This window comes from Blautia wexlerae DSM 19850 (genome assembly GCF_025148125.1).
In the GTDB taxonomy this organism is placed as follows: Bacteria; Bacillota; Clostridia; order Lachnospirales; family Lachnospiraceae; genus Blautia_A; species Blautia_A wexlerae.
This window is the reverse complement of the sequence record NZ_CP102267.1, coordinates 4,071,691-4,093,824: the sequence shown is the minus strand read 5'-3', so window position 1 is coordinate 4,093,824 and position 22,134 is coordinate 4,071,691. Positions and strand designations below refer to the sequence as shown.

Annotated in this window: 22 protein-coding genes and 2 pseudogenes; 17 read left to right on the top strand and 7 right to left on the bottom strand. The window is 36.0% G+C overall.

All coding sequences use genetic code 11. The annotated features are described in order from the left end of the window. Window positions 1–71 precede the first annotated feature (71 nt). From tuf to NQ550_RS18850, 16 genes and pseudogenes are all read left to right on the top strand, one after another. On the top strand, window positions 72–1,265 hold the full coding sequence (gene tuf, locus NQ550_RS18925) for an elongation factor Tu (RefSeq protein WP_019163091.1): 1,194 nt from the start codon (window positions 72–74) through the stop codon (window positions 1,263–1,265). Between the two features lie 122 nt (window positions 1,266–1,387). After that, window positions 1,388–1,735 (top strand): annotated as a pseudogene (locus tag NQ550_RS18920) (TnpV protein). A 107-nt stretch (window positions 1,736–1,842) separates the two neighbouring features. Then, complete coding sequence (locus NQ550_RS18915) at window positions 1,843–2,223, top strand: eL24 family ribosomal protein (RefSeq protein ID WP_259838451.1); 381 nt, start codon at window positions 1,843–1,845, stop codon at window positions 2,221–2,223. Window positions 2,224–2,278: 55 nt separating this feature from the next. Beyond that, window positions 2,279–2,644, top strand: a complete 366-nt coding sequence (locus NQ550_RS18910; RefSeq protein WP_025580138.1) for an SdpI family protein — start codon at window positions 2,279–2,281, stop codon at window positions 2,642–2,644. Window positions 2,645–2,693: 49 nt separating this feature from the next. Next, window positions 2,694–2,885 (top strand): DUF6019 family protein, encoded by a 192-nt coding sequence (locus NQ550_RS18905; RefSeq protein ID WP_008705135.1) that lies wholly within the window; start codon window positions 2,694–2,696, stop codon window positions 2,883–2,885. A 37-nt stretch (window positions 2,886–2,922) separates the two neighbouring features. Next, a complete protein-coding gene (locus NQ550_RS18900; RefSeq protein WP_019163087.1) occupies window positions 2,923–3,237 on the top strand; it encodes a DUF3784 domain-containing protein in 315 nt (104 codons plus the stop codon). A gap of 150 nt (window positions 3,238–3,387) precedes the next feature. Continuing rightward, window positions 3,388–4,329 carry a helix-turn-helix domain-containing protein gene (locus NQ550_RS18895; RefSeq protein ID WP_025580140.1) on the top strand — a complete coding sequence of 314 codons (942 nt, stop codon included), beginning with the start codon at window positions 3,388–3,390 and terminating at the stop codon, window positions 4,327–4,329. 399 nt (window positions 4,330–4,728) lie between these two features. Continuing rightward, window positions 4,729–5,340: a MerR family transcriptional regulator gene (locus NQ550_RS18890; protein ID WP_025580142.1), complete on the top strand. Its 612-nt coding sequence runs from the start codon at window positions 4,729–4,731 to the stop codon at window positions 5,338–5,340. Window positions 5,341–5,453: 113 nt separating this feature from the next. Next, entirely contained in the window at window positions 5,454–6,209 is a 756-nt protein-coding gene (locus NQ550_RS18885; RefSeq protein ID WP_025580143.1) for an ABC transporter ATP-binding protein, read from the top strand. After that, window positions 6,175–7,443, top strand: a complete 1,269-nt coding sequence (locus NQ550_RS18880) for a hypothetical protein (protein ID WP_025580144.1) — start codon at window positions 6,175–6,177, stop codon at window positions 7,441–7,443. The genes NQ550_RS18885 and NQ550_RS18880 overlap by 35 nt, the downstream gene beginning before the upstream one ends. A 472-nt stretch (window positions 7,444–7,915) precedes the next feature. Next, window positions 7,916–8,581 (top strand): energy-coupled thiamine transporter ThiT, encoded by a 666-nt coding sequence (locus NQ550_RS18875; RefSeq protein ID WP_025580146.1) that lies wholly within the window; start codon window positions 7,916–7,918, stop codon window positions 8,579–8,581. An 84-nt stretch (window positions 8,582–8,665) separates the two neighbouring features. Next, entirely contained in the window at window positions 8,666–9,127 is a 462-nt protein-coding gene (locus tag NQ550_RS18870; RefSeq protein ID WP_025580147.1) for an NUDIX hydrolase, read from the top strand. 70 nt (window positions 9,128–9,197) lie between these two features. Then, on the top strand, window positions 9,198–9,563 hold the full coding sequence (gene crcB / locus NQ550_RS18865) for a fluoride efflux transporter CrcB (RefSeq protein ID WP_008705128.1): 366 nt from the start codon (window positions 9,198–9,200) through the stop codon (window positions 9,561–9,563). A gap of 452 nt (window positions 9,564–10,015) precedes the next feature. Further along, entirely contained in the window at window positions 10,016–10,948 is a 933-nt protein-coding gene (locus NQ550_RS18860) for a calcium/sodium antiporter (RefSeq protein WP_025580149.1), read from the top strand. Between the two features lie 77 nt (window positions 10,949–11,025). Then, window positions 11,026–11,646, top strand: a complete 621-nt coding sequence (locus NQ550_RS18855; RefSeq protein WP_025580150.1) for a DUF3786 domain-containing protein — start codon at window positions 11,026–11,028, stop codon at window positions 11,644–11,646. A 126-nt stretch (window positions 11,647–11,772) separates the two neighbouring features. Beyond that, window positions 11,773–12,261 (top strand): annotated as a pseudogene (locus NQ550_RS18850) (hypothetical protein); the annotation flags it as partial. Window positions 12,262–12,333: 72 nt separating this feature from the next. Here the strand turns inward: NQ550_RS18850 and NQ550_RS18845 are convergent. From NQ550_RS18845 to NQ550_RS18815, 7 genes are all read right to left on the bottom strand, one after another. Beyond that, on the bottom strand, window positions 12,334–13,839 hold the full coding sequence (locus NQ550_RS18845; RefSeq protein ID WP_025580154.1) for a response regulator transcription factor: 1,506 nt from the start codon (window positions 13,837–13,839) through the stop codon (window positions 12,334–12,336). Continuing rightward, the gene (locus NQ550_RS18840; protein WP_118509166.1) at window positions 13,808–15,619 is read right to left on the bottom strand and encodes a sensor histidine kinase; all 1,812 of its coding nucleotides are present in this window, start codon (window positions 15,617–15,619) and stop codon (window positions 13,808–13,810) included. The genes NQ550_RS18845 and NQ550_RS18840 overlap by 32 nt, the downstream gene beginning before the upstream one ends. A gap of 21 nt (window positions 15,620–15,640) precedes the next feature. Next, on the bottom strand, window positions 15,641–16,711 hold the full coding sequence (locus tag NQ550_RS18835; RefSeq protein ID WP_025580157.1) for a Gfo/Idh/MocA family protein: 1,071 nt from the start codon (window positions 16,709–16,711) through the stop codon (window positions 15,641–15,643). A gap of 11 nt (window positions 16,712–16,722) precedes the next feature. After that, on the bottom strand, window positions 16,723–17,544 hold the full coding sequence (locus tag NQ550_RS18830; protein WP_025580158.1) for a carbohydrate ABC transporter permease: 822 nt from the start codon (window positions 17,542–17,544) through the stop codon (window positions 16,723–16,725). After that, window positions 17,541–18,419 carry a carbohydrate ABC transporter permease gene (locus tag NQ550_RS18825; protein WP_025580160.1) on the bottom strand — a complete coding sequence of 293 codons (879 nt, stop codon included), beginning with the start codon at window positions 18,417–18,419 and terminating at the stop codon, window positions 17,541–17,543. Before NQ550_RS18825 ends, NQ550_RS18830 begins: the two co-directional genes overlap by 4 nt. A 91-nt stretch (window positions 18,420–18,510) precedes the next feature. After that, window positions 18,511–19,812 (bottom strand): ABC transporter substrate-binding protein, encoded by a 1,302-nt coding sequence (locus NQ550_RS18820; RefSeq protein WP_025580161.1) that lies wholly within the window; start codon window positions 19,810–19,812, stop codon window positions 18,511–18,513. 272 nt (window positions 19,813–20,084) lie between these two features. After that, a complete protein-coding gene (locus NQ550_RS18815; RefSeq protein ID WP_019160295.1) occupies window positions 20,085–21,296 on the bottom strand; it encodes an IS110 family RNA-guided transposase in 1,212 nt (403 codons plus the stop codon). Between the two features lie 361 nt (window positions 21,297–21,657). Here NQ550_RS18815 and tnpA point away from each other — a divergent pair, with 361 nt between their 5' ends. Next, window positions 21,658–22,101: an IS200/IS605 family transposase gene (gene tnpA, locus NQ550_RS18810; protein ID WP_044956734.1), complete on the top strand. Its 444-nt coding sequence runs from the start codon at window positions 21,658–21,660 to the stop codon at window positions 22,099–22,101. Window positions 22,102–22,134 lie beyond the last annotated feature (33 nt).

The window sequence follows — 22,134 nt, the reverse complement described above, 5'->3', positions numbered from 1 at the left end:
GCAAGTTTAAAACCGAAAAAGGCGCTCTATAATAATATAAGAGCCAAATGTTTTAAGGAGGACGTTTTAAAATGGCAAAAGCTAAGTTTGAGAGAACAAAACCGCATTGTAACATTGGTACCATCGGACACGTTGACCATGGTAAAACAACTTTAACAGCAGCTATCACAAAAGTTCTGTCTGAAAGAGTTGCTGGTAACACAGCTACAGATTTCGCTAATATCGATAAAGCTCCAGAAGAAAGAGAACGTGGTATCACAATTTCTACAGCACACGTTGAGTATGAAACAGAGCATAGACACTATGCACACGTTGACTGCCCAGGCCATGCTGACTACGTTAAGAACATGATCACAGGTGCAGCTCAGATGGATGGTGCTATCCTCGTTGTTGCTGCTACAGATGGTGTTATGGCTCAGACTAAAGAGCACATCCTTCTTTCCCGTCAGGTAGGTGTTCCTTACATCGTTGTATTCATGAACAAATGTGATATGGTTGATGATGAAGAACTTCTTGAACTGGTAGAAATGGAAATCCGTGAACTCTTAAGCGAGTATGACTTCCCAGGAGATGACATCCCGGTTATCCGTGGATCAGCTCTTAAAGCTCTTGAAGATCCGAGCAGCGAGTGGGGAGACAAGATCATGGAACTTATGGATGCTGTTGACAGCTACATTCCAGACCCACAGCGTGACACAGATAAACCATTCGTAATGCCTGTAGAGGATGTATTCTCTATCACAGGTCGTGGTACAGTTGCTACTGGTAGAGTAGAGGCTGGTGTACTTCATGTATCTGACGAAGTTGAAATCGTTGGTATCAAAGAAGAAACACGTAAAGTTGTTGTAACTGGTATCGAAATGTTCCGTAAACTCCTTGATGAAGCTCAGGCTGGTGATAACATCGGTGCACTTCTTCGTGGTGTTCAGAGAAACGAAATCGAGCGTGGACAGGTTCTTGCTAAACCAGGAACACTTACATGCCATACAAAATTCACAGCTCAGGTTTACGTTCTGACAAAAGATGAAGGTGGACGTCATACTCCATTCTTCAACAACTATCGTCCACAGTTCTACTTCAGAACAACAGACGTAACAGGTGTTTGCAACCTTCCAGAAGGAACAGAAATGTGCATGCCTGGAGATAACATCGAAATGACAATCGAACTGATCCACCCAATCGCTATGGCTCAGGGTCTTACTTTCGCTATCCGTGAAGGTGGACGTACTGTTGGATCAGGACGTGTTGCTACAGTTATCGAATAATTTTAGCATAACATCTTAAATTATATATATTGAGTACCGTAAGGTACATTGTGTCCAAACGTAAGATACCCCGGAACCGTAAGGTTTCCGGGGTTTTTCTGTTGCCTGGAAACATAAAAATTATGAAAAATAATTCTATATTAAAATATGGATATTTGATGAAATCTTTGCTGTTGAATGAAGAAGAACCGATATATGGAAAATATGGAATGTTGTGAAAACAGTTCCTGAAGGAACACAGATCAGCAAAATATCAATACTTGCTATTGACTGGAAAGCTGACGGAACACCTGAATCAGATTGATCAGGAAGCCAGAAAGCAGGTGGAAATACTTATGGAACAGATGGTGAAAAAACAGGGTGCGACGGAAGAATTAAAGGCACAGGATCAGATGAAGTGGGTTAGATTAATGATTAATATAAAATCCAGTGCAGAAGAAATTGTAGTGAAAAATACGATATATATGTAGGTGGAAATAGGCGGTCGAAAAGGATCGCTTTTTTCTGTTTTGTGTGTATTGGAATAGTATTTTAAAATGAACTATGGTAGAATAAAGTAAAGACAAATCGAGAGCTTTTGGATAAAATTTTGAAAATTATCGAGGAAGTTACTATGAAAAAATGTAGATATTGTGGCAAAGAATTAGATAGTAATTTGGAATTTTGTAGCAGTGAGTGCGAAAACAGCTATAGAAAGATAATTGAAAAAGATAGACATAAAATTAAGTATTTCATTTCGGGCATTATTTTAGGGTTTTTAGCTATGTTTTATGGTGTTGTGTCAAGCCGCAATTGCATGATTGGAAGTGGAATTATAGTAATGGGGGTCACTGTTGTTTTGCTTCCATTTACTACTTCAGAAACAACTGCTTTATTTGGAAATAAAAAGGCGAGATTTGTTGGAAGAATACTAGGCATGATACTTATAGCGGTTGGAATATGGGTAGGGTTTATTTGATGACAACTTTAGTCTTTAGAGCAAATTAATCAGAAGTTGAGAGGAGATCTCTGTAATGTTTATATTTTTATCTGCGTGTTCACTTTTAGTACCGTTATCTATGATTATATTGGGATATACGTGGAAAGATAAGCCTCCTAAAGATTGGCAGGGGAGTTCGGGATATCGAACTACTATGTCAAGGATGAATGATGAAACATGGAGATATGCACACAGGTGTTGGGGCTGGATAAACTTTGTTTTAGGAATCATCCTGGTGATACTATCGATTTTTATTTTGATTTTAACGAAAGATGATACAAACTTTGAAATGATTTCTGTTTATTTGGTGTTTTTACAATTAGGAATTATGGTGCTTACAATTATTCCGACAGAATTTTTGTTGCATAAACATTTTACAAAGCAAGGAATGAAAAAATAGCTAATTTCCAATTGGCGGAAATGAAAATCGGAAGTTGGAGGATTGAATTATGTGGAATGAATTAGGTATAAGCGGTGGAACCGCAATTGTTATTTTGATTGCACTGTATTTCGTTATCAAATGGGCAGTGAAGAATGGAATCAAAGAAGCCTACAGTGCTATCACTGGAAAGAAAACTGATGAAGATATCCAAAACGAAAAAGAGTTGAAAGAACTTGGATTGGATTCAGAAGATCAATAACTTCAAGTTTGTGGAATCGACTGAAAGGAAGCATTATATGTTCTATATTATTTTTGACTTTGCAATGGCAGTGATTATGCTTTTATTTGGAATATGGTTTTATAGGTCAAAAGGACAAGCATCCAAATTCTTGTCTGGTTATAATATGAAATCAGCAGAAGAACGAAAAAAATATGATGAAAATGCTATGTGTAAGGCATATGGGAAGAGAATGATGTTTATGTCAATTCCTTTTATTGCTGGAATGATTATAGATATTTGGCATATAGGAATCGGTTGTTTAATTGCATGGGTGATATGGTTTGTTATGTTTATTCTGCTGCTTATGGATAGACATAAAAGAGAAGGTTAATTTATAGAGGAATAGAATGCTTTTGGGGTGAAAATACCGTTTATTTGTTTTAGACATACGATGTCCGGTTGAAAATTAGCGGATTCTCGTTTTATGTCGTGGTAATTTGGGTACATATTGGTAAGCTGTAAGTGGAAGAGAGGTAGAGACATGGACACAAAAAAGATTGGAGCTTTTTTAAAGCAATGTCGTAAAGAAAAGAATCTTACGCAAGAGCAGCTTGCCGAGAAGTTTGAGGTATCTGCAAGAACAGTTTCCAGATGGGAAACAGGAATAAATATGCCAGATCTCAGTATACTTGTTCAACTTGCTGAATATTACGATGTTGAGATGAGAGAGCTCCTGGATGGAGAAAGGAGCCAGACTATGAATAAAGAGATGAAAGAAACACTGGACAAAGTTGCGGTGTATGAAGGATGGGTGAAACAAAAAGCATTAAAGGCTGGAAATCTTGCATTTGCATCAATGTTTGTGATTAGTGTGTTAGCGATTATTATTCAGATGTTATTAACTGTGGATATTCGCTTGGTTTTAGGAGAGACAGCAACTGCTTTGGTAGGAGGAATCCTGTACGCCTCTATTATGGTGTATAATGGAATATGGGATAAATGTTTGCCAAAAAGTGCTACTATATGGCGAGATTTTCTCACCAGTGTGATATGTGCAGGAATTTTTACAGTCATCTATGGCATATGTTTATTTAGAATGGGAGCTACAGAAACACAGGTAACACGATTAGCATTGGGATTTCTGATTGGTATTATTATTGTGGCATTTATTATTCTTAGGCTCTTGGCATTTATTAATCGAAAAAGAAACCAGAATTCGTCAAATGTTCAGGAGAAAAAGGAAACTTCTCTATCTAAGGCAGAATGGACAAAAATTTATAATGCACAGAATATAGTAGAGACAGAACAACTTGTAGAAATGTTAAAGCAAAATGGAATAGTAGCTTTTTCTCAGGAAGCAGGTGCGAATGTTGCAATGCATGGGGCACCAGGATTTGGAATATATGGTGTGGATATATTTGTGAAAACCGATGATGCAGAGAAGGCAGTACAGTTGATCAAGGAGATTAATAACCAAGAATGAAGAAAATTTTTGACATTTTCACACATGCGTGCTAATATGATTATAGAAAAAGAGTGCTACCGATAGACGGTTAGTCCGATATATGTTTTGACAAAAATTGCCGCTTAGTTTACCAGACCAGGGCGGCTATTTTTGTGGTTTATTATTATCCTTGCCAAAGGTATATCCAAGACCAAAGCAGGTTAAGCCGAAGCTCACTACTGCTATAAAATCAACAATACTCATGGCTTAGCCCTCCTTTCCAGTGGATTCTCTTTCGAGTTTCTATGTAATCAGAGGGTCACAGTCCCTCTGCTGAAGGACTAACCGCCTACCGTTATGATAGCACCCATGATGTAAATTATAGCAGTTAGGGACATTGTATGCAATAAAAAAATACGAAACATAAAAGAGGCTATAATGAAGATAAAAGATGTTGAAAAACGAACTGGAATTACAAGTTATAATATCAGATTTTATGAGAAAGAAAATTTATTAATTCCGAAAAGAAATCCTGTAAATGGATATCGTGAATATACAGAGGAAGATATTCTTTTGTTAAATCGTATAAAAATGTTAAGGATGTTAGATATTCCGGTTTCAGATATTAGAAAAATTTTATATGAAAAGGAAGCATTAACCAGTGTTTTAAATACACATTTGCTTAAAATTAAAGAAGAAGAAAATAGACTTAGGCAGAATTATTTTTTATGCGAAGAGTTGATAAAAATGGATATGAGTGTGACTGATTTATCAGAAGAGATGTTAGATAAAATGATATCAGGAAAAGAGGAATATATTTACCAATTGGAGAGAATAAAACGGCAGGACAGGATACAAAAAATTTTCGATATTTCTAAATTAATTGTTTGTATTGTAGGGGGAGTAATTGCTGTCATTATGTGCGTGCAATTATATTTGGAATTATGTAATACATATATGAGTGCTCCGTTTAAAGTAATAACTTTTGTTTTGGGTTTGATTTTGGTTGTTTCAATATTACGGATTATAGTGTGTAATGAAACAAAATAAGAATGCGAAGATATTTTTGAGAAAAAGAGGACAAATAGAAAATGTTCTCTTTTTTTCTTGACCTTAAACTTCCTCTAAGGTGTATATATAAGAAAAACAGGGAGGCGAGAGATATGTATGTAAATGTAGAAAATGTAAATTTTGCTTATGATAAGAAGCCAATATTACATGATATTAATTTTGGAATGAATAAGGGAGAGATAACAGGCTTAATTGGTCCTAATGGCGCAGGAAAATCAACAATGCTAAAACTCATGATAAAAAAAATGAAACCTAATAATGGTAAAATTATTATTGGTGATAATGATATATTTTCTATTAAAAGAGAGAATAATCCTGTGACGTTCATTCCAGATATTCCAGTGTACTATGAAGAATTGACTGTTTGGGAGCATCTTCAGTTTATTAAAGCACTGTACCCTGAGAACTCAGTGACAGTTGATTCATTAATTCGAGAATTTAATCTTAATCAGCACCTTAACAAAATTCCATCAGCGCTTTCAAAAGGAACGTTGCAGAAACTTATGATTGCACTTGCATTGTTGCGGCAATACGATGTGCTGCTGGCAGATGAACCGTTTAATGGGTTGGATCCAGCACAAACATATAAATTCAAAAATACTTTAAAAAATTTGAAGAAACAAGATAAAACGATACTCATATCTACACATTTACTAAGTTTGGCTGAAGATTTTTGTGACAGATATATTTTTTTATATGATGGAAGAATAGTCGAACAAGGAACAAAGACAGAAATATTACAAAAGCAGCAGATGAATAAGGAAACTTCGTTGGAACAAATATATATGTCCTTAATTGGTGAGGGAGAGCATTATGCAGGAGTACAGAAAACTGTTATGTGTGAATAAGATTAGAGAAACTAAAAGATTAATAGAAAATATGCTGATACCTATATTGTCTTTGGTAGTTGCGGTAGCTGTTGTTGGATATCAAATTGTGATTAAATTTTTTCCAATAATTCGGAAAATAAATGCATGTAATCTTCGAATATGTTATCTGGTATTTGGATTTTTGATATTATACTCGTTTGGCGTTTGTTTTATTAATGTTAAACCGGCAATTATAATAAAACCGGCATCATTGTTTTTCATTCAAGAGAAAAGGATAAGACAAATGATATCAATAAAATATATAGGGTTAACCTTAAAGGACATTATATTTTCAATCATTCTTTCAGCTTGTATTAATGGAATCCATTTGAATAGAAATTTTCTATTTATATTACTCATAATATTTTTGTTATTAAATACAACTAATTTAATGAGATGGAAAATATATCATGCAAATCAAAGAAGAGATATTGGAATATGGCTGTTATTTAGTATAATCTTGGTAATATCGCTTAAATATTTTTTTATGTGTATTATTATAGATATAGGAATATGGATGTATATGCTAGTTTATGATTTTGGTGTTCTGGAAATAAATGCTTTAAAGTATGAAGATGAGATGCAATTTTTGGAAAAAGTACGTATTGCTCAAAATTTTAATAATACTGTATTGTTAGATCAATATGCAAAAGAAAAAATGGTGAGATATTTACAGAGAAAAAATAAAGTATCCAATTTTTTATATTACTTTCCATTGATATGGAAAGCTCAAATATCTATTTATAGATTAGGCAGAAATTGGATAATAATGGGAATGATTTTGTTTACGATATGTCTAGGAATTTATAAAATGCCTTTTTATTGGACGCTGCCATTTTTACAGCAAGAAGAAATACGTTATATGTTGTTAGGCAGTATATTTGCCGTTTTTCGATTGACTTTACGGAGTATGGTTCAACAGTTGGATAGTATTCTTGAAAAAGCCACAGATGGTCTATTTATTCCTATATCGGAAAATCGAATTGTGAAACAGTTTATGGTGATACCAATTACAATTGTTTGTGGCGAAGGAATTATAATGGCTTTTGTTGTAAACAGCAGTATAGCGCAAATACTGTTAGGGTGTGCAATACTTATATGTGCGACAGTCCTGAATCTCTGGCTAGAAGTGAAATATAAAAATTTTCTGGTGAAAAAGGATTTTATTTTAAGTATTGCTGTTTTCTTAGGAGCATTGATACTTACCAAATAGATAAGAGATATTATAGTGAGAAATGAAGTCGCTATGATACCATTTTGATACTAAAAAATGCAGAGAATAGAAATATAGCCTGGAAAATCCACAACACAAGAAAATATGGACACGGAAATCACAGAAAATAATGGAATTTTAAGAACCTCACAAACGTGAAGGTGGACGTACTGTAGGATCAGGACGTGTTGCTACAGTTATCGAATAATTTTAGCATAACATCTTAATTATATATATTGAGTACCGCAAGGTACATTGTGTCCAAACGTAAGATACCCCGGAACCGTAAAGTTTCCGGGGTTTTTCTGTTGTGTAAAAAGTTTAAAATAAGGCTGTAAAGAATAGCGAATAAATTGAAAACGTAAGCGACGAATAATTGACGAAGAATGATAAAATCCTTATAATAAATTAGTATCTGAACAACAGATAAAATCAATTACACAAAAATCAATAACAAGAGGGAGGTCATTTTATGTTTGGTTTTATGGTAACTGCTGATGGTGGACTTACAACTGCCGGATATGTGATTACAGTTATTGCCGGAATCATTTTGTTTTTCTTGGCGATTTATTTTGCAGGGAAGAATTCAGACAAGAAAAAGCTTACCACAAGACAACTGGTATTCTGTGCCGTAGCTATTGCACTTGCTTTTATTACGTCTTATCTGAAAATCTTCAAACTGCCGTGGGGAGGAAGCGTCACTCTTTGCAGTATGCTTTTTATTGTTCTGATCGCAAACTGGTATGGGGTTGGAACAGGTATTATGGCTGGGTTTGCTTACGGAATCCTGCAGTTTATCCAGGAGCCTTATATACTTTCATTTTTTCAGGTGTGCTGTGATTACATACTTGCATTTGCGGCACTTGGACTGGCAGGACTATTTGCAAAACAGAGTCATGGACTTCTGAAAGGATACATAATAGCTGTAATTGCCAGAGGAGCTTTTCATTCTCTGGGCGGTTATCTTTATTGGATGAGCTATATGCCGGACAATTTCCCGAAATCTCTGACAGCCGTATATCCGATCTTATACAATTACAGCTATCTGCTGGCAGAGGGCATTATCACAGTAATCATCATTTCAGTACCTGCGGTGTCGAAGGCACTGACCCAGGTAAAGCGTGCCGCACTGCAGTAGTTTGTTTTGTCTGGCAACAGGGATGTGTCGTTGCCCGGTACTCAGAACATTTGGTATGGTAATTTTGTTTAGGGAAGTGTAAGAATGACAATAACGACTTTATGCTATATAGAAAATAATGGCAAATATCTGATGCTTCACAGGGTAAAAAAGCATAATGATATAAATGAGGGAAAGTGGATTGGAGTTGGCGGACATGCAGAGGGTCAGGAATCCCCGGAGGAATGTCTTTTGCGTGAAGTGAAAGAAGAAACAGGATTAACACTGACATCATATAAACTTCGAGGCCTGGTTACATTTATAAGCGATAAATGTGAACCGGAGCTTATGTGTGTGTTTACGGCCAACGAATATATCGGTGAATTAACAGAATGCAATGAAGGAGAACTTTACTGGATAGATAAAGCTGTTGTGCCGACACTTCCCACATGGGAAGGTGACAGAGTCTTTCTGGATTTGCTTCTTTCAGGAGATGAGCGATTTTTTTCTTTAAAATTGCAGTATGAAGGGGAAAAACTCGTAGATAAGCAAGTAAATTTATATTAACCGAATAAACTGCGAAGCAGTTATTCGGTATAGAGCCGCGTAGCGAAGCGGATGATTTTGGAGAGATAAAATGATGAATTGTTTGGCAGTAGGGCTGGGTGGTTTTGCAGGAGCAGTATTGCGGTACCTGATCGGGCTGATTCCCACAGGAGAAACCATGATTTTTCCGGTAAAAACCTTTTGTATCAATGTGATTGGATGTATTGTGATCGGAGCAATCACAGTACTGGCGGCGAAATTGTCTGTTCCGCCAAGGATGATTTTGTTTCTGAAGGTGGGAGTCTGCGGTGGATTTACCACATTCTCAACCTTTGCACTGGAATCTTCGGATTTGATCCGGGATGGACATATGGGAATAGCTCTGTGTTATGTATTACTTAGTGTGCTGGTAGGCGTGCTGGCGATTTTTGCAGTGGAATATCTTACTGTAAGATAAGCTGCTTCCTGATTCTGGAAAATAAAGACCCTTTTTTCAGTATGCGCAATTACCTGCTGAATGGACATACGGAAATTTTAAATACTGCAGATTTCTGATGCAGATTCTGACACAGGGAGGTGGCTACATTACTGTTCACTCCGTTCGCAGTAACGAGGCTTCTTTTTATATTATGGATTATGGAGAATCTTATGATAAAAAATAATTGATTTTTAAGAGCCAGTCTGTTAGAATATACCTGTGAAAAGGGAGTAGCTTGCCGAATGGATTTGGTTCACTTCTTCGTCAGGACAGTTATTGAAACATATAACTCGGAAAGTGATGAAATTGCGAGACTTTTACTGTGAATGCAGTAGGAGTCTCTTTTTTTATACCTACTGCAAAATAAATGTATTCCGAAATCTTTTTATATTTGATTTTGTGAGTACGTAATAAAAGAAAGAGAGGTAGAAATGATGTTTTTACAGGTTATTATTTTGTTGGCAGGTTTTTTGTTTCTGGTGAAAGGTGCAGACTGGTTTGTGGAGGGTGCAGCCAGTATTGCGAAAAAGCTGGGAATTCCACAGTTGATCATTGGATTAACCATTGTAGCAATGGGAACCAGCATGCCGGAGGCAGCAGTCAGTATTACTGCTGCAATAAATAAGAATGCAGGTATTACCATTGGAAATGTAGTCGGAAGTAATATCCTGAATATTTTCATCATCCTGGGAATCACAGCAGTAATTACGAATGTAGCGATTCAAAAATCCACGCTTCTTTACGAAATTCCGTTTATGACAGTGATAACAATTGTTTTGTTGATCTTTGGTATCACAGGTTCAGAGGTGACTTTTATTGAAGGTGTGATTTTCTGGATACTGTTTCTGATATATCTGGGATATCTGTTTGTGATGGCAAAGAAAGGGAACGATCAGGAAGAAGCAGAAGCAAAGGATAATCCGATATGGAAATGTATGCTCCTGATGGTGATCGGTGGAATTCTGGTCGTAAAGGGCAGTGATTTTGCAGTCAGCGGAGCAACGGAGATTGCCCGTTATTTTGGTATGAGTGAGAGATTTATCGGGCTGACAATTGTTGCACTGGGAACATCTCTTCCGGAACTTGTCACATCAGTAACAGCTGCCAGAAGAGGAAATACAGGAATTGCCATTGGAAATATAGTCGGAAGCAATATTTTTAATATTTTGTTTGTTATCGGTACAACAGCACTCATCTGTACTGTGCCGTTTGAGAGCAAATTTATTATTGATACTGTAATTGCAGTTCTGTGTGGAGCGATACTCTGGATCGGTACATTCAGACATAAAGAATTAAGAAAACCCTGTGGTGTGGTTATGCTGTTGTGTTATGTTGCATATTTCATGTATTTATGTCTGGTATAACGAATAATTGTTTTTCGCAACCTCCGCAGGGGACTTACCTGACTTCGATTAAAATAAGAAATGGAATAAAGTATATTATGGATAATTATGAAAAACAGGTATACACAGGAAGAGAGTTGTTTTTAAAATATGATCAGGATAAGCTGATAAAAAAATATGGTTTGAAACACGATGAAGAATATCTGTATTTGAAATATATTGGAACAGAATATCGGATCAATCGCAGAAACGGTGCTGTTGAATATGCCACAGGTGAAGAATGGACGGATTGCAGAGAATATACAGTTGTTATGACAATCTATGATTTTCTCTGCTGTTCCGAGCAGGAGATACTGCCCCCTTTTACCGGGCAGTGGCAGCCTGTGGGCAGGTTTGTAACTGCCGGGAGCAGTCCGTCAACAGATCCCTTTGTGGAAAAGTATGCAAGAGCATTTTCCGGCAAAGTGGAAGAGGTAAAGCAGGCCTGTATCTGTCTGTGCGGAAAGCAGAGGGAGCGTCTGGCAGGGGCAGATCTGACATTTGAAATGCCTGTTCTTCCGGATTTCTCTGTGTTGCTTCAGTTCTGGGATGGGGATGAAGAATTCCCGCCAAAGATCTTATTGTTGTGGGATAAAGTATCGTTATCATACCTTCATTTTGAGACGACCTATTATCTTCAGGGGGATCTTCTGAAGGCTATACTGCAGACAATCGGCTGAATACACTGCAGCCGATCCCTCGGAGGGGATATATGGAATCGGATAAATATGTCCCTCAGGACATTTTAAATACTACGGATTTCTGAGATGTAAAATTATAAGAAGCAGTGTAATAAGGAGGCAGCTTTGCAATACGAATTTCTGAAAAACTTTCCAAAACGAATGAAAAATGTAGGTTTGTACGGTGTCCTTATCCAAAACAGTATTCAGAAGACATCTTGGAAACAGTTTGGCTTTCTGAAATTTGATGAACAGATGAATCTTATTTTTGCAGTAATGCTTTATATTATGGAGCAGTCTCTCCGGGAAGAGAACTGTACTATGGATGATATAGGCGCCTATATTGATACTGTCAATACCAGGTATCTGGGTAAAGAAATTTCCTATGATGACTGCAGAAAATTAGGAGATTTTGTTGTCAATGTGATCTTATCAAATGAAGGCCGCGCTATGTATTTTGACGGCTATGATTTTGAAGAGAACGATTATCATATTATGCATATCAGCTATGTGGCGAACCGGATCGTGTATCTGGATCAGGAGGTTCGCAGAACCTCTTATTATCTTACAGATGACGGATACAATCTGATACTTTCCACCCTTGAATCCCAAAATTTAAATATATAAAAAATCGCAGGACTTGAAAATATTGTTCTGCGATTTTTTAGTTGAATTAAAAGAATATTTTTATGAATCAATTTTTTCTGAACGGATATATTCTTTAGGACTTACACCTGTGATTTTTTTGAAAACCTTTGAAAAGTAGAGAGAATCTTCGTATCCCACTTCATTGGCAACCTCTTTAATTTTTAACGAACTATTTGTCAGAAGGAACTTGGACTCATCAATTCTTGTTTTTACCAGATAATCCATTGGGGTTAAACCATAATAGGTCTTAAAAATACTAACTATGTACGATGGGACAAATCCGAAACGAGCTGCCAGTAATTGGTTGGTAATATTAGTCCGAAACATTTCGTCCAAGTAGTTTTTTATTTTTAAAGCAATTATTTTCTTGTCTCCGGAGTCATACATTGCGATTCCAAAAATATCTTTTAACAAGAAATTGAACTCCTTAAGTAGTTCTTTTTCACTATAATAATTCTCCAGAATAAACTGAATATCTTCTTCAACTTCAAAAAATTCTCTGTTTCCAGGATATAATTTATATATTTCAGATACAAAATATTTGATGTTGCGCAAGGCTTCTTTTTGGATGATTGGACGCATAGTAAGTAAGTGAAGTAATTGAGCAAAAGATTCGATTATGTTATCAATATTTGTATTTTTACACTGAAGTATCAGATAGTCGATTTTATTTCTGAGATCAGAAAAATCTTGTCTGAATTCTTCAGAACTGTAAATTAAAACAGAATTTTTTAAAAAAATCATATGTTCACGGGTGTATTTTTGTAACAAATGATATGTTGAAAAAATATCAGGAAGCTCTACGGTTTCTTTATAATATACAACCGTAACAATAATATCAGAACATTTTACTTTTCTAAAAAATTGATTCAAATGATTAATATCGGGAATACTGTCTTTGCGAATAAAGATTAATTTTTCATTAATGCTTTTTCCATCTACAAGCCAGAAGTTTTCAGGAGGAACAATAAGTGAAAATGCTTTTTCCAGATCCATGTTTTTAAAGATTTCCTGATAATTTCTTTCATTTTCATAGAGACACATGCCAAGAGAGACCAGTAAAATACTGTATGAGGAATTCACTTCTGAAGGTATTTCCTTTGTTGGAAACATTTCAAGTCCTCTTACTGCATCTGTCAGATTTTGAACCTTTTCTTTAAGGTACTGTTTTTGGATTTTTTCTTCTATTTTTTCTAATACCAGTTTTAATTCCTGGACCTTTAAGGGCTTTAATAAATAATCAATAGCATGGTTAGTTATTGCGCATTTTACATATTCAAAATCTGTATATCCACTTAAAACTACAGGCAATACCGATAGCTTTTCATTAGAACAAAAGTCCAGTAATTCTTTACCGCTTACAATGGGAAGATTCATATCTACAAACATGACATCAACAGGATGTTCTTTCAGATATTGTAGTGCATCTTTCCCATTGTCGAAGGCGGCTACTACAGTAAAGTTTTTATTGGTTTCTTCTATCTTTTGACAGATACTCCTCTGAATTGGAGGCTCATCTTCCACAACCATTACACGTATTTTCATAGTTCCCTCCAACTGTAATGCAAGTTCCGTTAGGATTGCTTTGTATATCAAAAAGCATATGATTTCCATAGGTAAGATACAATCTTATATAAACATTTTTTATAGACAAACCGCCGATTTTCATCTCTTTCATAAGCATTCTTACATCGCGACTACGCATCTTAAATAATTCTAACTTTAAATTTTCCAGTTCTTGCGGAGAGATTCCACATCCATTATCCTGAATCTGTACTTCCCAACATTCTTCGGTGCAATAGATTTGAATATTAATTTGCCAGGGAAATTCTTTATTTCGAAAGCCATGTGCAAAACAATTTTCAAGAAGCGGTTGAATGATAAATTTGGGTAAATGACAGTTTTGAATTTCACCCACATAGGACATTGAATATTGAAATTTATCTTCGTATCGTATTTTCATTAGTTCAAGATAGTTTTCAGCATGTAAAATCTCACCATCTAAATTTCCAAAATCTTCGGAAGAACTGATATTATATCTGATCATACTTGAAAGTTTCTCACAGATTTCCGGTATCTTTTCATACTCGGAAGTACTGGACATTGCTGAAATAATTGTCAGGATGTTATGAATAAAGTGAGGGTTCATCTGCGTTTGTAATGCATACATCTGGCACTGTATTTCGTTTACTTTGCTGGCCATTTCTTTTTCCATGGACAGTTTTAAATTTTTTATCAATTCGTTAAATGCATTATTTAACTGCCTTAATTCATCTGTTTCATCACAGATCACAAGAGGTATTTCCTGTAAATTCTTATCAACCTGTAATCCGGTTAACATTTCACACATCTGAACAATGGGCTCAGTTGTCCTCTGGATAATAATTTTTTGTGCTAAAATCATGATAGTAATTAAAGAAAAAAGTAGAAAGATTCCCCAGGTAAAAGTAGACATAAGACTATGAATCAGGCCTGTGTTTTTTGATACAATCAGAACTTTTATTCCATATTTTTCAGAGTCCCAGAGTTTACAGTACAATCCTCCTTGCAAATTGTTAGTTTGTCTCAGAAGTGTTTTTATTTCTGATTCTTTGCGATTACTTTGAAAGGAATATAGCACATGGTCATTTTTCTGATCTAAAACAAAACATTCCGTTTCTTTTCCAAGGAGTTTTCCAAGACGTGCGAAACTATCAATCTGAATTTGAACCTGTGCATATCCAAGACATTCGGAAGGTATTAACTGATAGTTTTTAATTTCACGCAGTACGGAAATTGTTGGTGATATTTCTCGCATGTAAGGATCAGAAGAATCGACTCGGAATAAACTGCCTTTTCCTTTTTGATCTGCGAAATAAGATTGTGTATCTGTAAAAATATCAGGGTTCGGACAATCTTTTTTCAAATATCCAAAATCCACAGCTTTTCCTACATAAGTGATATCCTGATTGGAATTAAATAAACTGATACGTTTTAGAATATTTTGCTTTAGCATATAAGAAATCAGATGTTGTTTTATAGTATAATCAACATCTGTATTTTCAACAAAATAGTTTTTTTCATCGTGATATTCCTGAAGTCCGCTGAATGCATCAATAATTTGATAATTTGCAGCAATTTGCAGAGCAATATCATCGGCAAGCCGAAGTGTATTATCAATTTGAGTGGTGATTCCTCGAAGTTGAACATCAATTTGTTCTTCGAATTCTGCTGTGCTGGTTTTGATGACATAACTGGAAAATACCATAGTTAGTATGATAAATAGTATTAGCATAATGAAAATGCTGCGCAATAAAATTCTCTTTTGAAATTGATATTTCTTCAAGTCCTCACCCCTCTGTGATTCTTAAAAGCCCCAGGGCTGTGTTTCTGTTTTTACTGTTTTTTCGCTTTCAATTGCCTGCTCAAGCATAAAAGATAAATAAGTATCCTGAAGTGCTTCGCGTAATGAATAAAATTCTGTTCCGTTTTCTGTGAAGTTTTTCATACATGCAAGGCAAGACGCTACGGCAATTTCATCATCATTCATTCTTGCGGGATAAAAAGGATTTTGATAAACTTGTTTATCTAAAAATAGAATTCCCTTATGTGCCCATTCGCTATTATTATTTATGCCTACGTCTACTCTTTGGAGAGTTTGTTCTATTGGTTGATTGGAGGCATTTAGAAATCTTACAGTATTGTCATTAATTTCACCTCGAACACCACGAACATTCCAACGTCGTGTACGAATTTGTGAAAAATACTGTTCACCTTCAAAATCTAAAAAGGCGTTTTTTCCATTTTCAAATTGCATAAAAGCCCAGTCTCTGTCTTCCTGAATAATGGTTCCACTTTCATCAAAACCATTTCGACCATTGGTAGCAGTTACTTCTGACCAGAATTTTTTTCCCTGAATGATACAATTTTCGTATTTAATACCGAGAAATTTTCGGAATATGCTAACTGCATGATATCCGTGAAGTGCAGATAACATAACGCTGGAGGTTGTGCCTAAATAACCCTGTTTGATAATATCTAATATACTTGCGTAATAAGGCTGGAGGAAATATTGTTCTACGATTTGTACACGACCATTATATTTTTGGGACAATGTCCATAATTCATTTAATTCTGCGACATTTTTTCCAGGAGGTGTTTCGCAGAGTACAGGAATTCCTTTTTCCATTAATTGTACGAGATAATCCTTTGCAATTTCCCGTGGAACGCAGAGGACTGCAAAATCTGGCTTTTGAGAAAGTGCTTCGTCTAAATCAACGGTAGTAAAAATATGTTCCTTTGATGCAACTTCTTTTGCACGAGCCTCTGTACGTAATACACCGGCACATATTGAAAACTGTTCTGGTAAAAGTTTTGCAATCCGGTAATAAAAATCAGCTCTCCAACCATATCCAATAACCATATAATTTGCTTTCATCTGTTTTCACCTTATCCTTTCACAGCACCGGCTGTCATACCGGCAATAATATGTTTTTGAAGAATTATAAAAAAGATTAACATTGGCAATACGACCAGCATCAATGCAGCAAACACATATTGCCAGTCTCTGTTGTAGCGTCCAAAAAAGCTGTAAATTACCATGGAGATAGTTGATTTTTTGGCAGATCCCAAATAGAATAACGGAATCATAAAATTGTTCCATACATCAATAGCGGTAATTACAACGTTAGTTACCATGATTGGCTTTAAAATTGGAAATAATATCTTAATAGTCATTTGCCAAAAATTACAACCGTCCATTATGGATGCTTCATCAATCTCTCGTGGTACTCCCTTTACAAAGCTACAGAATGTCATAACAGTAAAAGGAATCCGTAATGAAATAAAGATACAGATTACAGAGAAAAAAGTACCATATATATGTAAATATTGCAACAAAAAGAAAATAGATGCAATCTGTAAGGTCAATGTAAGACCAAAGATAAAATAATAATAAATTCCCTGCGATAATTTGTCATTTCGTCTGGAAATGACAATGCCGGCTATTGCTCCCAAAAAAACGGAAATCACCGTTACGGGAATAGTAATAATAATACTGTTAAGATATCCCAGCCATATTTTTCCAGATTCCAATACATGAGTATAGTTGGAGAAAAGCCATTTTGATGGCAAGGCAAGGTCAAATCTTGCTGCTTCTGCCTGGGTTTTGAAAGAACCCAATCCCATCATAAAAAATGGTATTACGTATAACAATGCCAAAGCAACCATGAATAAAAAAAGAATACATTTTCCTGCGTGTTTTTTCTTCACATTTCTACCTCTCGTTTCGTAAAATAACGATTCATAGTAAACGATATGATTACTACAATAACTGCCAGAATGACACTTCCGGCTGATGATTCCCCAAGAAATCCGAGACTGAAGGATTGATAGGTATAAGTTGCCAGAACCTGTGTGTCAAAACCTGGACCTCCATTTGTGAGTACATAAATAATATCAAATACTTTTAAACCACCAGCAATACTTAGTGTCACAACAACGGTCATTGACGGAACAATTAAAGGAAGCGTGATGTTTTTTAGCTTTGCAAAAGCAGAGGCACCATCTAAGGTAGCACTTTCATAGTAATCCTCAGGAATTGCCTGCAGACCGGAAATGAAAATGAACATATTGAATCCTGCCCACATCCATGTCTCTACCAAAATTACACTTCCAATAGCAGTGCCATAACTTCCAAGCCAATCATGAGTTAAGTTGCTTAATCCTATCATTTGAAGGATATTATTGAGTAATCCTTTATTTGCTAAAATAGATTTAAATAACACTCCGACAACCGTGATACTAATTACACAGGGAGCATAATAGATGGTTCGCATAATTCCTCTTCCGGGTATTTTTTTTACCATAACAAGCGCAAGAAGAAAGCCAACTACTGTTTTTAAGATGGTAGTTGCCAATGCAAACAAAAAGGTATTGCCAATAGAACGCAAAAAAACAGGATCTTTTAAAAGTTCGATGTAATTGGCAACTCCATTAAATGCGGGTGTATATAATCGGCCCATATTCCAGTCTGTAAAAGAACATACCAGGCTGATCACAATGGGAACAACGGAAAAAACAGTGTATATTAAAAGCGCTGGAATAAGCACCCATAAAGGATAAATTGATTTCTTTTTTTTGGGCATATTAGATCTCCTTAACAGAAAGGAACTAAAGCTCTCTGCCTCAGTCCCTTTCTTTTGAATAAATATTGTTAATCAGACTTCAGAGATTGTGTTATTTCCAACCTTCTGCTCTTTTTTCGGTCATAAATTTATCTACATCTTCCTGGAAACGGTCCAGAACAGCTTTTCCATCCATATTTCCTTTAGATGGAGCTTCCAGATAGTAAACCCAAATTGTATTTCCAAACAGTGGCTGGAGAGTGTCAAGGTACTGATTCATCTGTGCGACTACTCTTCCTTCGTCCATATATTCGTTGTAGATTTTAGGGATATCTGGATTCATTGCACCTTCGTTTCCGTCAATTCCTTCAATATTTGGGAAGCCTGGACGAGACTGGAAATATAAATCTCCATATTCCGGAGTACTCCACAGATCAAATACTTTTTTAATAGTATCAAGGTTTTCAGTATCTTTATTTACAGCAAGTCCCATTGCTGTAGGAAGATATGCCAGAACATCTTTATCATCATAGCCTACTGGAGGATTAAAAATAGTCAGATTGGCATCAGGGTAAGATTCTTCAATGGAAGTTAAAATTTCTGTCGCACCATAGATCATTGCAGTTTCTCCGCTTGCCAGACGTCCCAGAATTTCATCATAGCTTACTGTCATATAATCATCATTCACGTATCCTCTTTTAAACAATTCTAAGTATTCGTCAATTACAGAAGCCATTTCTGGATAATCATTAAATTTTGCCTGATTTGTTAAAATTTTATTTGCAAAATCTTCACAAGCATCTTTACTTCCAAGTGCTCGTGACATACCAGAGGTCATCCAAATCTGTGGAACCCAGGTATCTGATGGCATCGCAATAGGAACAATTCCTGCTTCTTTTAATTTGTCGCAGACAGCATAAAATTCATCTAAGGTTTTTGGAAGTTCTGTTATTCCATTTGCTTCAAAAACATCTTTGTTGTAAATAAGTCCCTGAAAACCGTTGGATGCTTCGAAACAATAACCGTAATGTTTTCCATTATATTCTGTCAGTTCGGGAGCTTTTACTTTGGAAGCCCAGCTTTCATCATCTAATGAAACAAAAAATTCTTCAGGATCTACAGCGGCAAATAAATCTGCAAACTGATAAGCAATCAGATCTGGAGCTTCATGAGAATTTAATCTCATTTTCATCAGGTTATCATACTGGTCATCTGGAACAACTTCAAATTCGATAGAAATATTTTCCTCTTCTTCCAGCTTCTCAACCATGCTCTGTAATCCTGAGTACCATCTGGATTGCTGTACCATACCGGTAAGCTCTACCTTATCGTCGGCATGTACAACTGGAGCAATGGAAAGTGTCATGATTCCGCTCATGAGTAATGCTGCCAGTTTTTTTGTTTTTGTTGTCATACTTTTTGTCCTCCTTTTTATTAAAAGTGATTATCGAGTAAAATAAGTATATAGTCATTTTGATATATTTGAAATGGAGAGAAATAAAATAATATATGGAAAATTTGAGAGTGATTTCTTGAATATCTGCGCGTCGCATTCTCGTTACTTCAGCCTGCAAATAAAAAGTCAATACTAAAATTGAAGAAAGTTAAAAAACTTTACAGGTTAAAAATTAGGCATTAAAATAAGGCCACCACAACCAGTGCTGGTCTGAAAGTAAAAGTTTTGAATTAGCTTGGATCAGGAAGAACAGAAAGATATTCTTTCACTCGTCCATAGTATATTCTGAGAAATTTATTAGCACCTGCAGTCATATAAACATAGTAAGGCTTACCCTGGGTGCGTTTTCTGTCCATGAATTGATATACAGGATCATCCTGAGGCATGGTTTTGATAAGAACATCCATTACTTGAAAAAGAGTCTTTCTTAAATTTGAAGATCCACGTTTGGATGTTGGGACGCTTTTTTGTGCATAGGAACCAGATTCGTTTACCCCAGGATCAACTCCGGCGAATGCAGTAAGGGCTCCTTTATGCGTGAATCTGGTTACATCACCGATCTCAGCCATAAGCTGTGGACCGAGAGATGGACCGATCCCTTTAAACTGCATGACAATTGAGTATTCAGGAAGCTTTGAGGCAGTCTCGTTCATGAGAGTGCGTATTGTTTCGACAGTAACGGAAGTACTGTTGAGCTGATCGATAGCTTGTCTGATGATATGTTTGGTTATTTCATTCTTAGGAAATACTGGAACAAGTTCCTTTGTTTTGGTGTAAATTTCTTCCGCTTTTGATTTATTGAAGGCATATTTTTTGCGCTTGCACCAGTTCTGATAATGTTCAACAAAAGCGTTTAGAGACATTTTACGAATGCAATCTACATGCCAGTATGTAGAGACAAAATCAACCCATTTCTGGGAACCATCACTGCGGGTGGGACTATTGAAATAAGTATTTGCATTTGGATAGGTCTGGTCAATGAGGCCAATAAGATTATTTTTCATAGCCGTTTTTTGTTTCACATAGAAATGGAACTGACGATTCATGACCTTTAGCTGAGCGCGTAATTCATCTGTAATACTATACGGTTCAAGACTTTGCCATTTGTCAAGAGCGTAGCGGGCAATCTTGACAGAATCAGCTTTGTCGGACTTGATTTTGCGAAGAGAATCGTTATTAAAATCTTTGACCAACTTGGGATTAACAGCACTGACAAAGAGATCTGCTGCTGAAAGCTGGTGAGCAAGTGCTTCGTAGTAGCGGCCGGTATGTTCCATTACAACCCGGGATTCACCTTCGATAGAATGAATAAGTTTAATAAGTGAATGGATATCACTGGATGTGTGCTTAATCTCAAAAGGAGAGGATACAATCTCCCCAAATGGTCTCAGAATTGTAACCATACTTTTACCTTTTGAAACATCGATACCTACTGCGTTCATAAATTTATCACTCCTTAAAAAATATTACAATGGATAAATACCAGTTTTACTCATTACCTGTTCAAACTACTGTGTGTGACACGAATGCACCTAATGTGATCCAACCTGCATAAAACGAACACTGTGAATGAGGAGCCGGTTATCAGTCTAAAGTACGGACGCGAGGTCCAAGTGATGAAGTCGATATACCATTGCATCCTACATTCTAACAGTTTAAGTAATGAGATGGATAAATCCTTACTGGAAGTAAGGGGATTACCCATAAATATATTGTAGTAGTGATGAGTTAGACGCGCAATTTTTATAAAAAATATCCAGAACAAATGTTTGCTTAAAGAAATGCATATGGTATAATATAGACATGGAAAAAGATATATTTAATATAAATAAAAATCAGCTTTCATATGGTAGAGGATATGTATATTCTCTGCAGTATCATCTGGTCTGGTGTACGAAATACAGGAAGAAAGTATTAAAAGACGGGATCGACCTGGAATGCAAAAAGATGTTGCAGGATCTGGCAGAAGAGTATCGGTTTCAGATCCTGGCAATGGAAGTCATGCCGGATCATATCCACATGCTTGTGGATTGTCGGCCGCAGTTTTATATTTCAGATATGATCAAGATCATGAAAGGGAATCTTGCACGTCAGATGTTCCTTTTACATCCGGAGCTGAAAAAAGAACTGTGGGGAGGACATTTGTGGAACCCGTCTTATTGTGCCGTTACAGTCAGTGACCGGAGCCGTGAGCAGGTATCTGCCTATATCGAAGGCCAGAAGGAAAAAGAAAAGAGAAAGCCCTGAGTACAGGAATCATTCCAGAAACGTTTGTTTTTG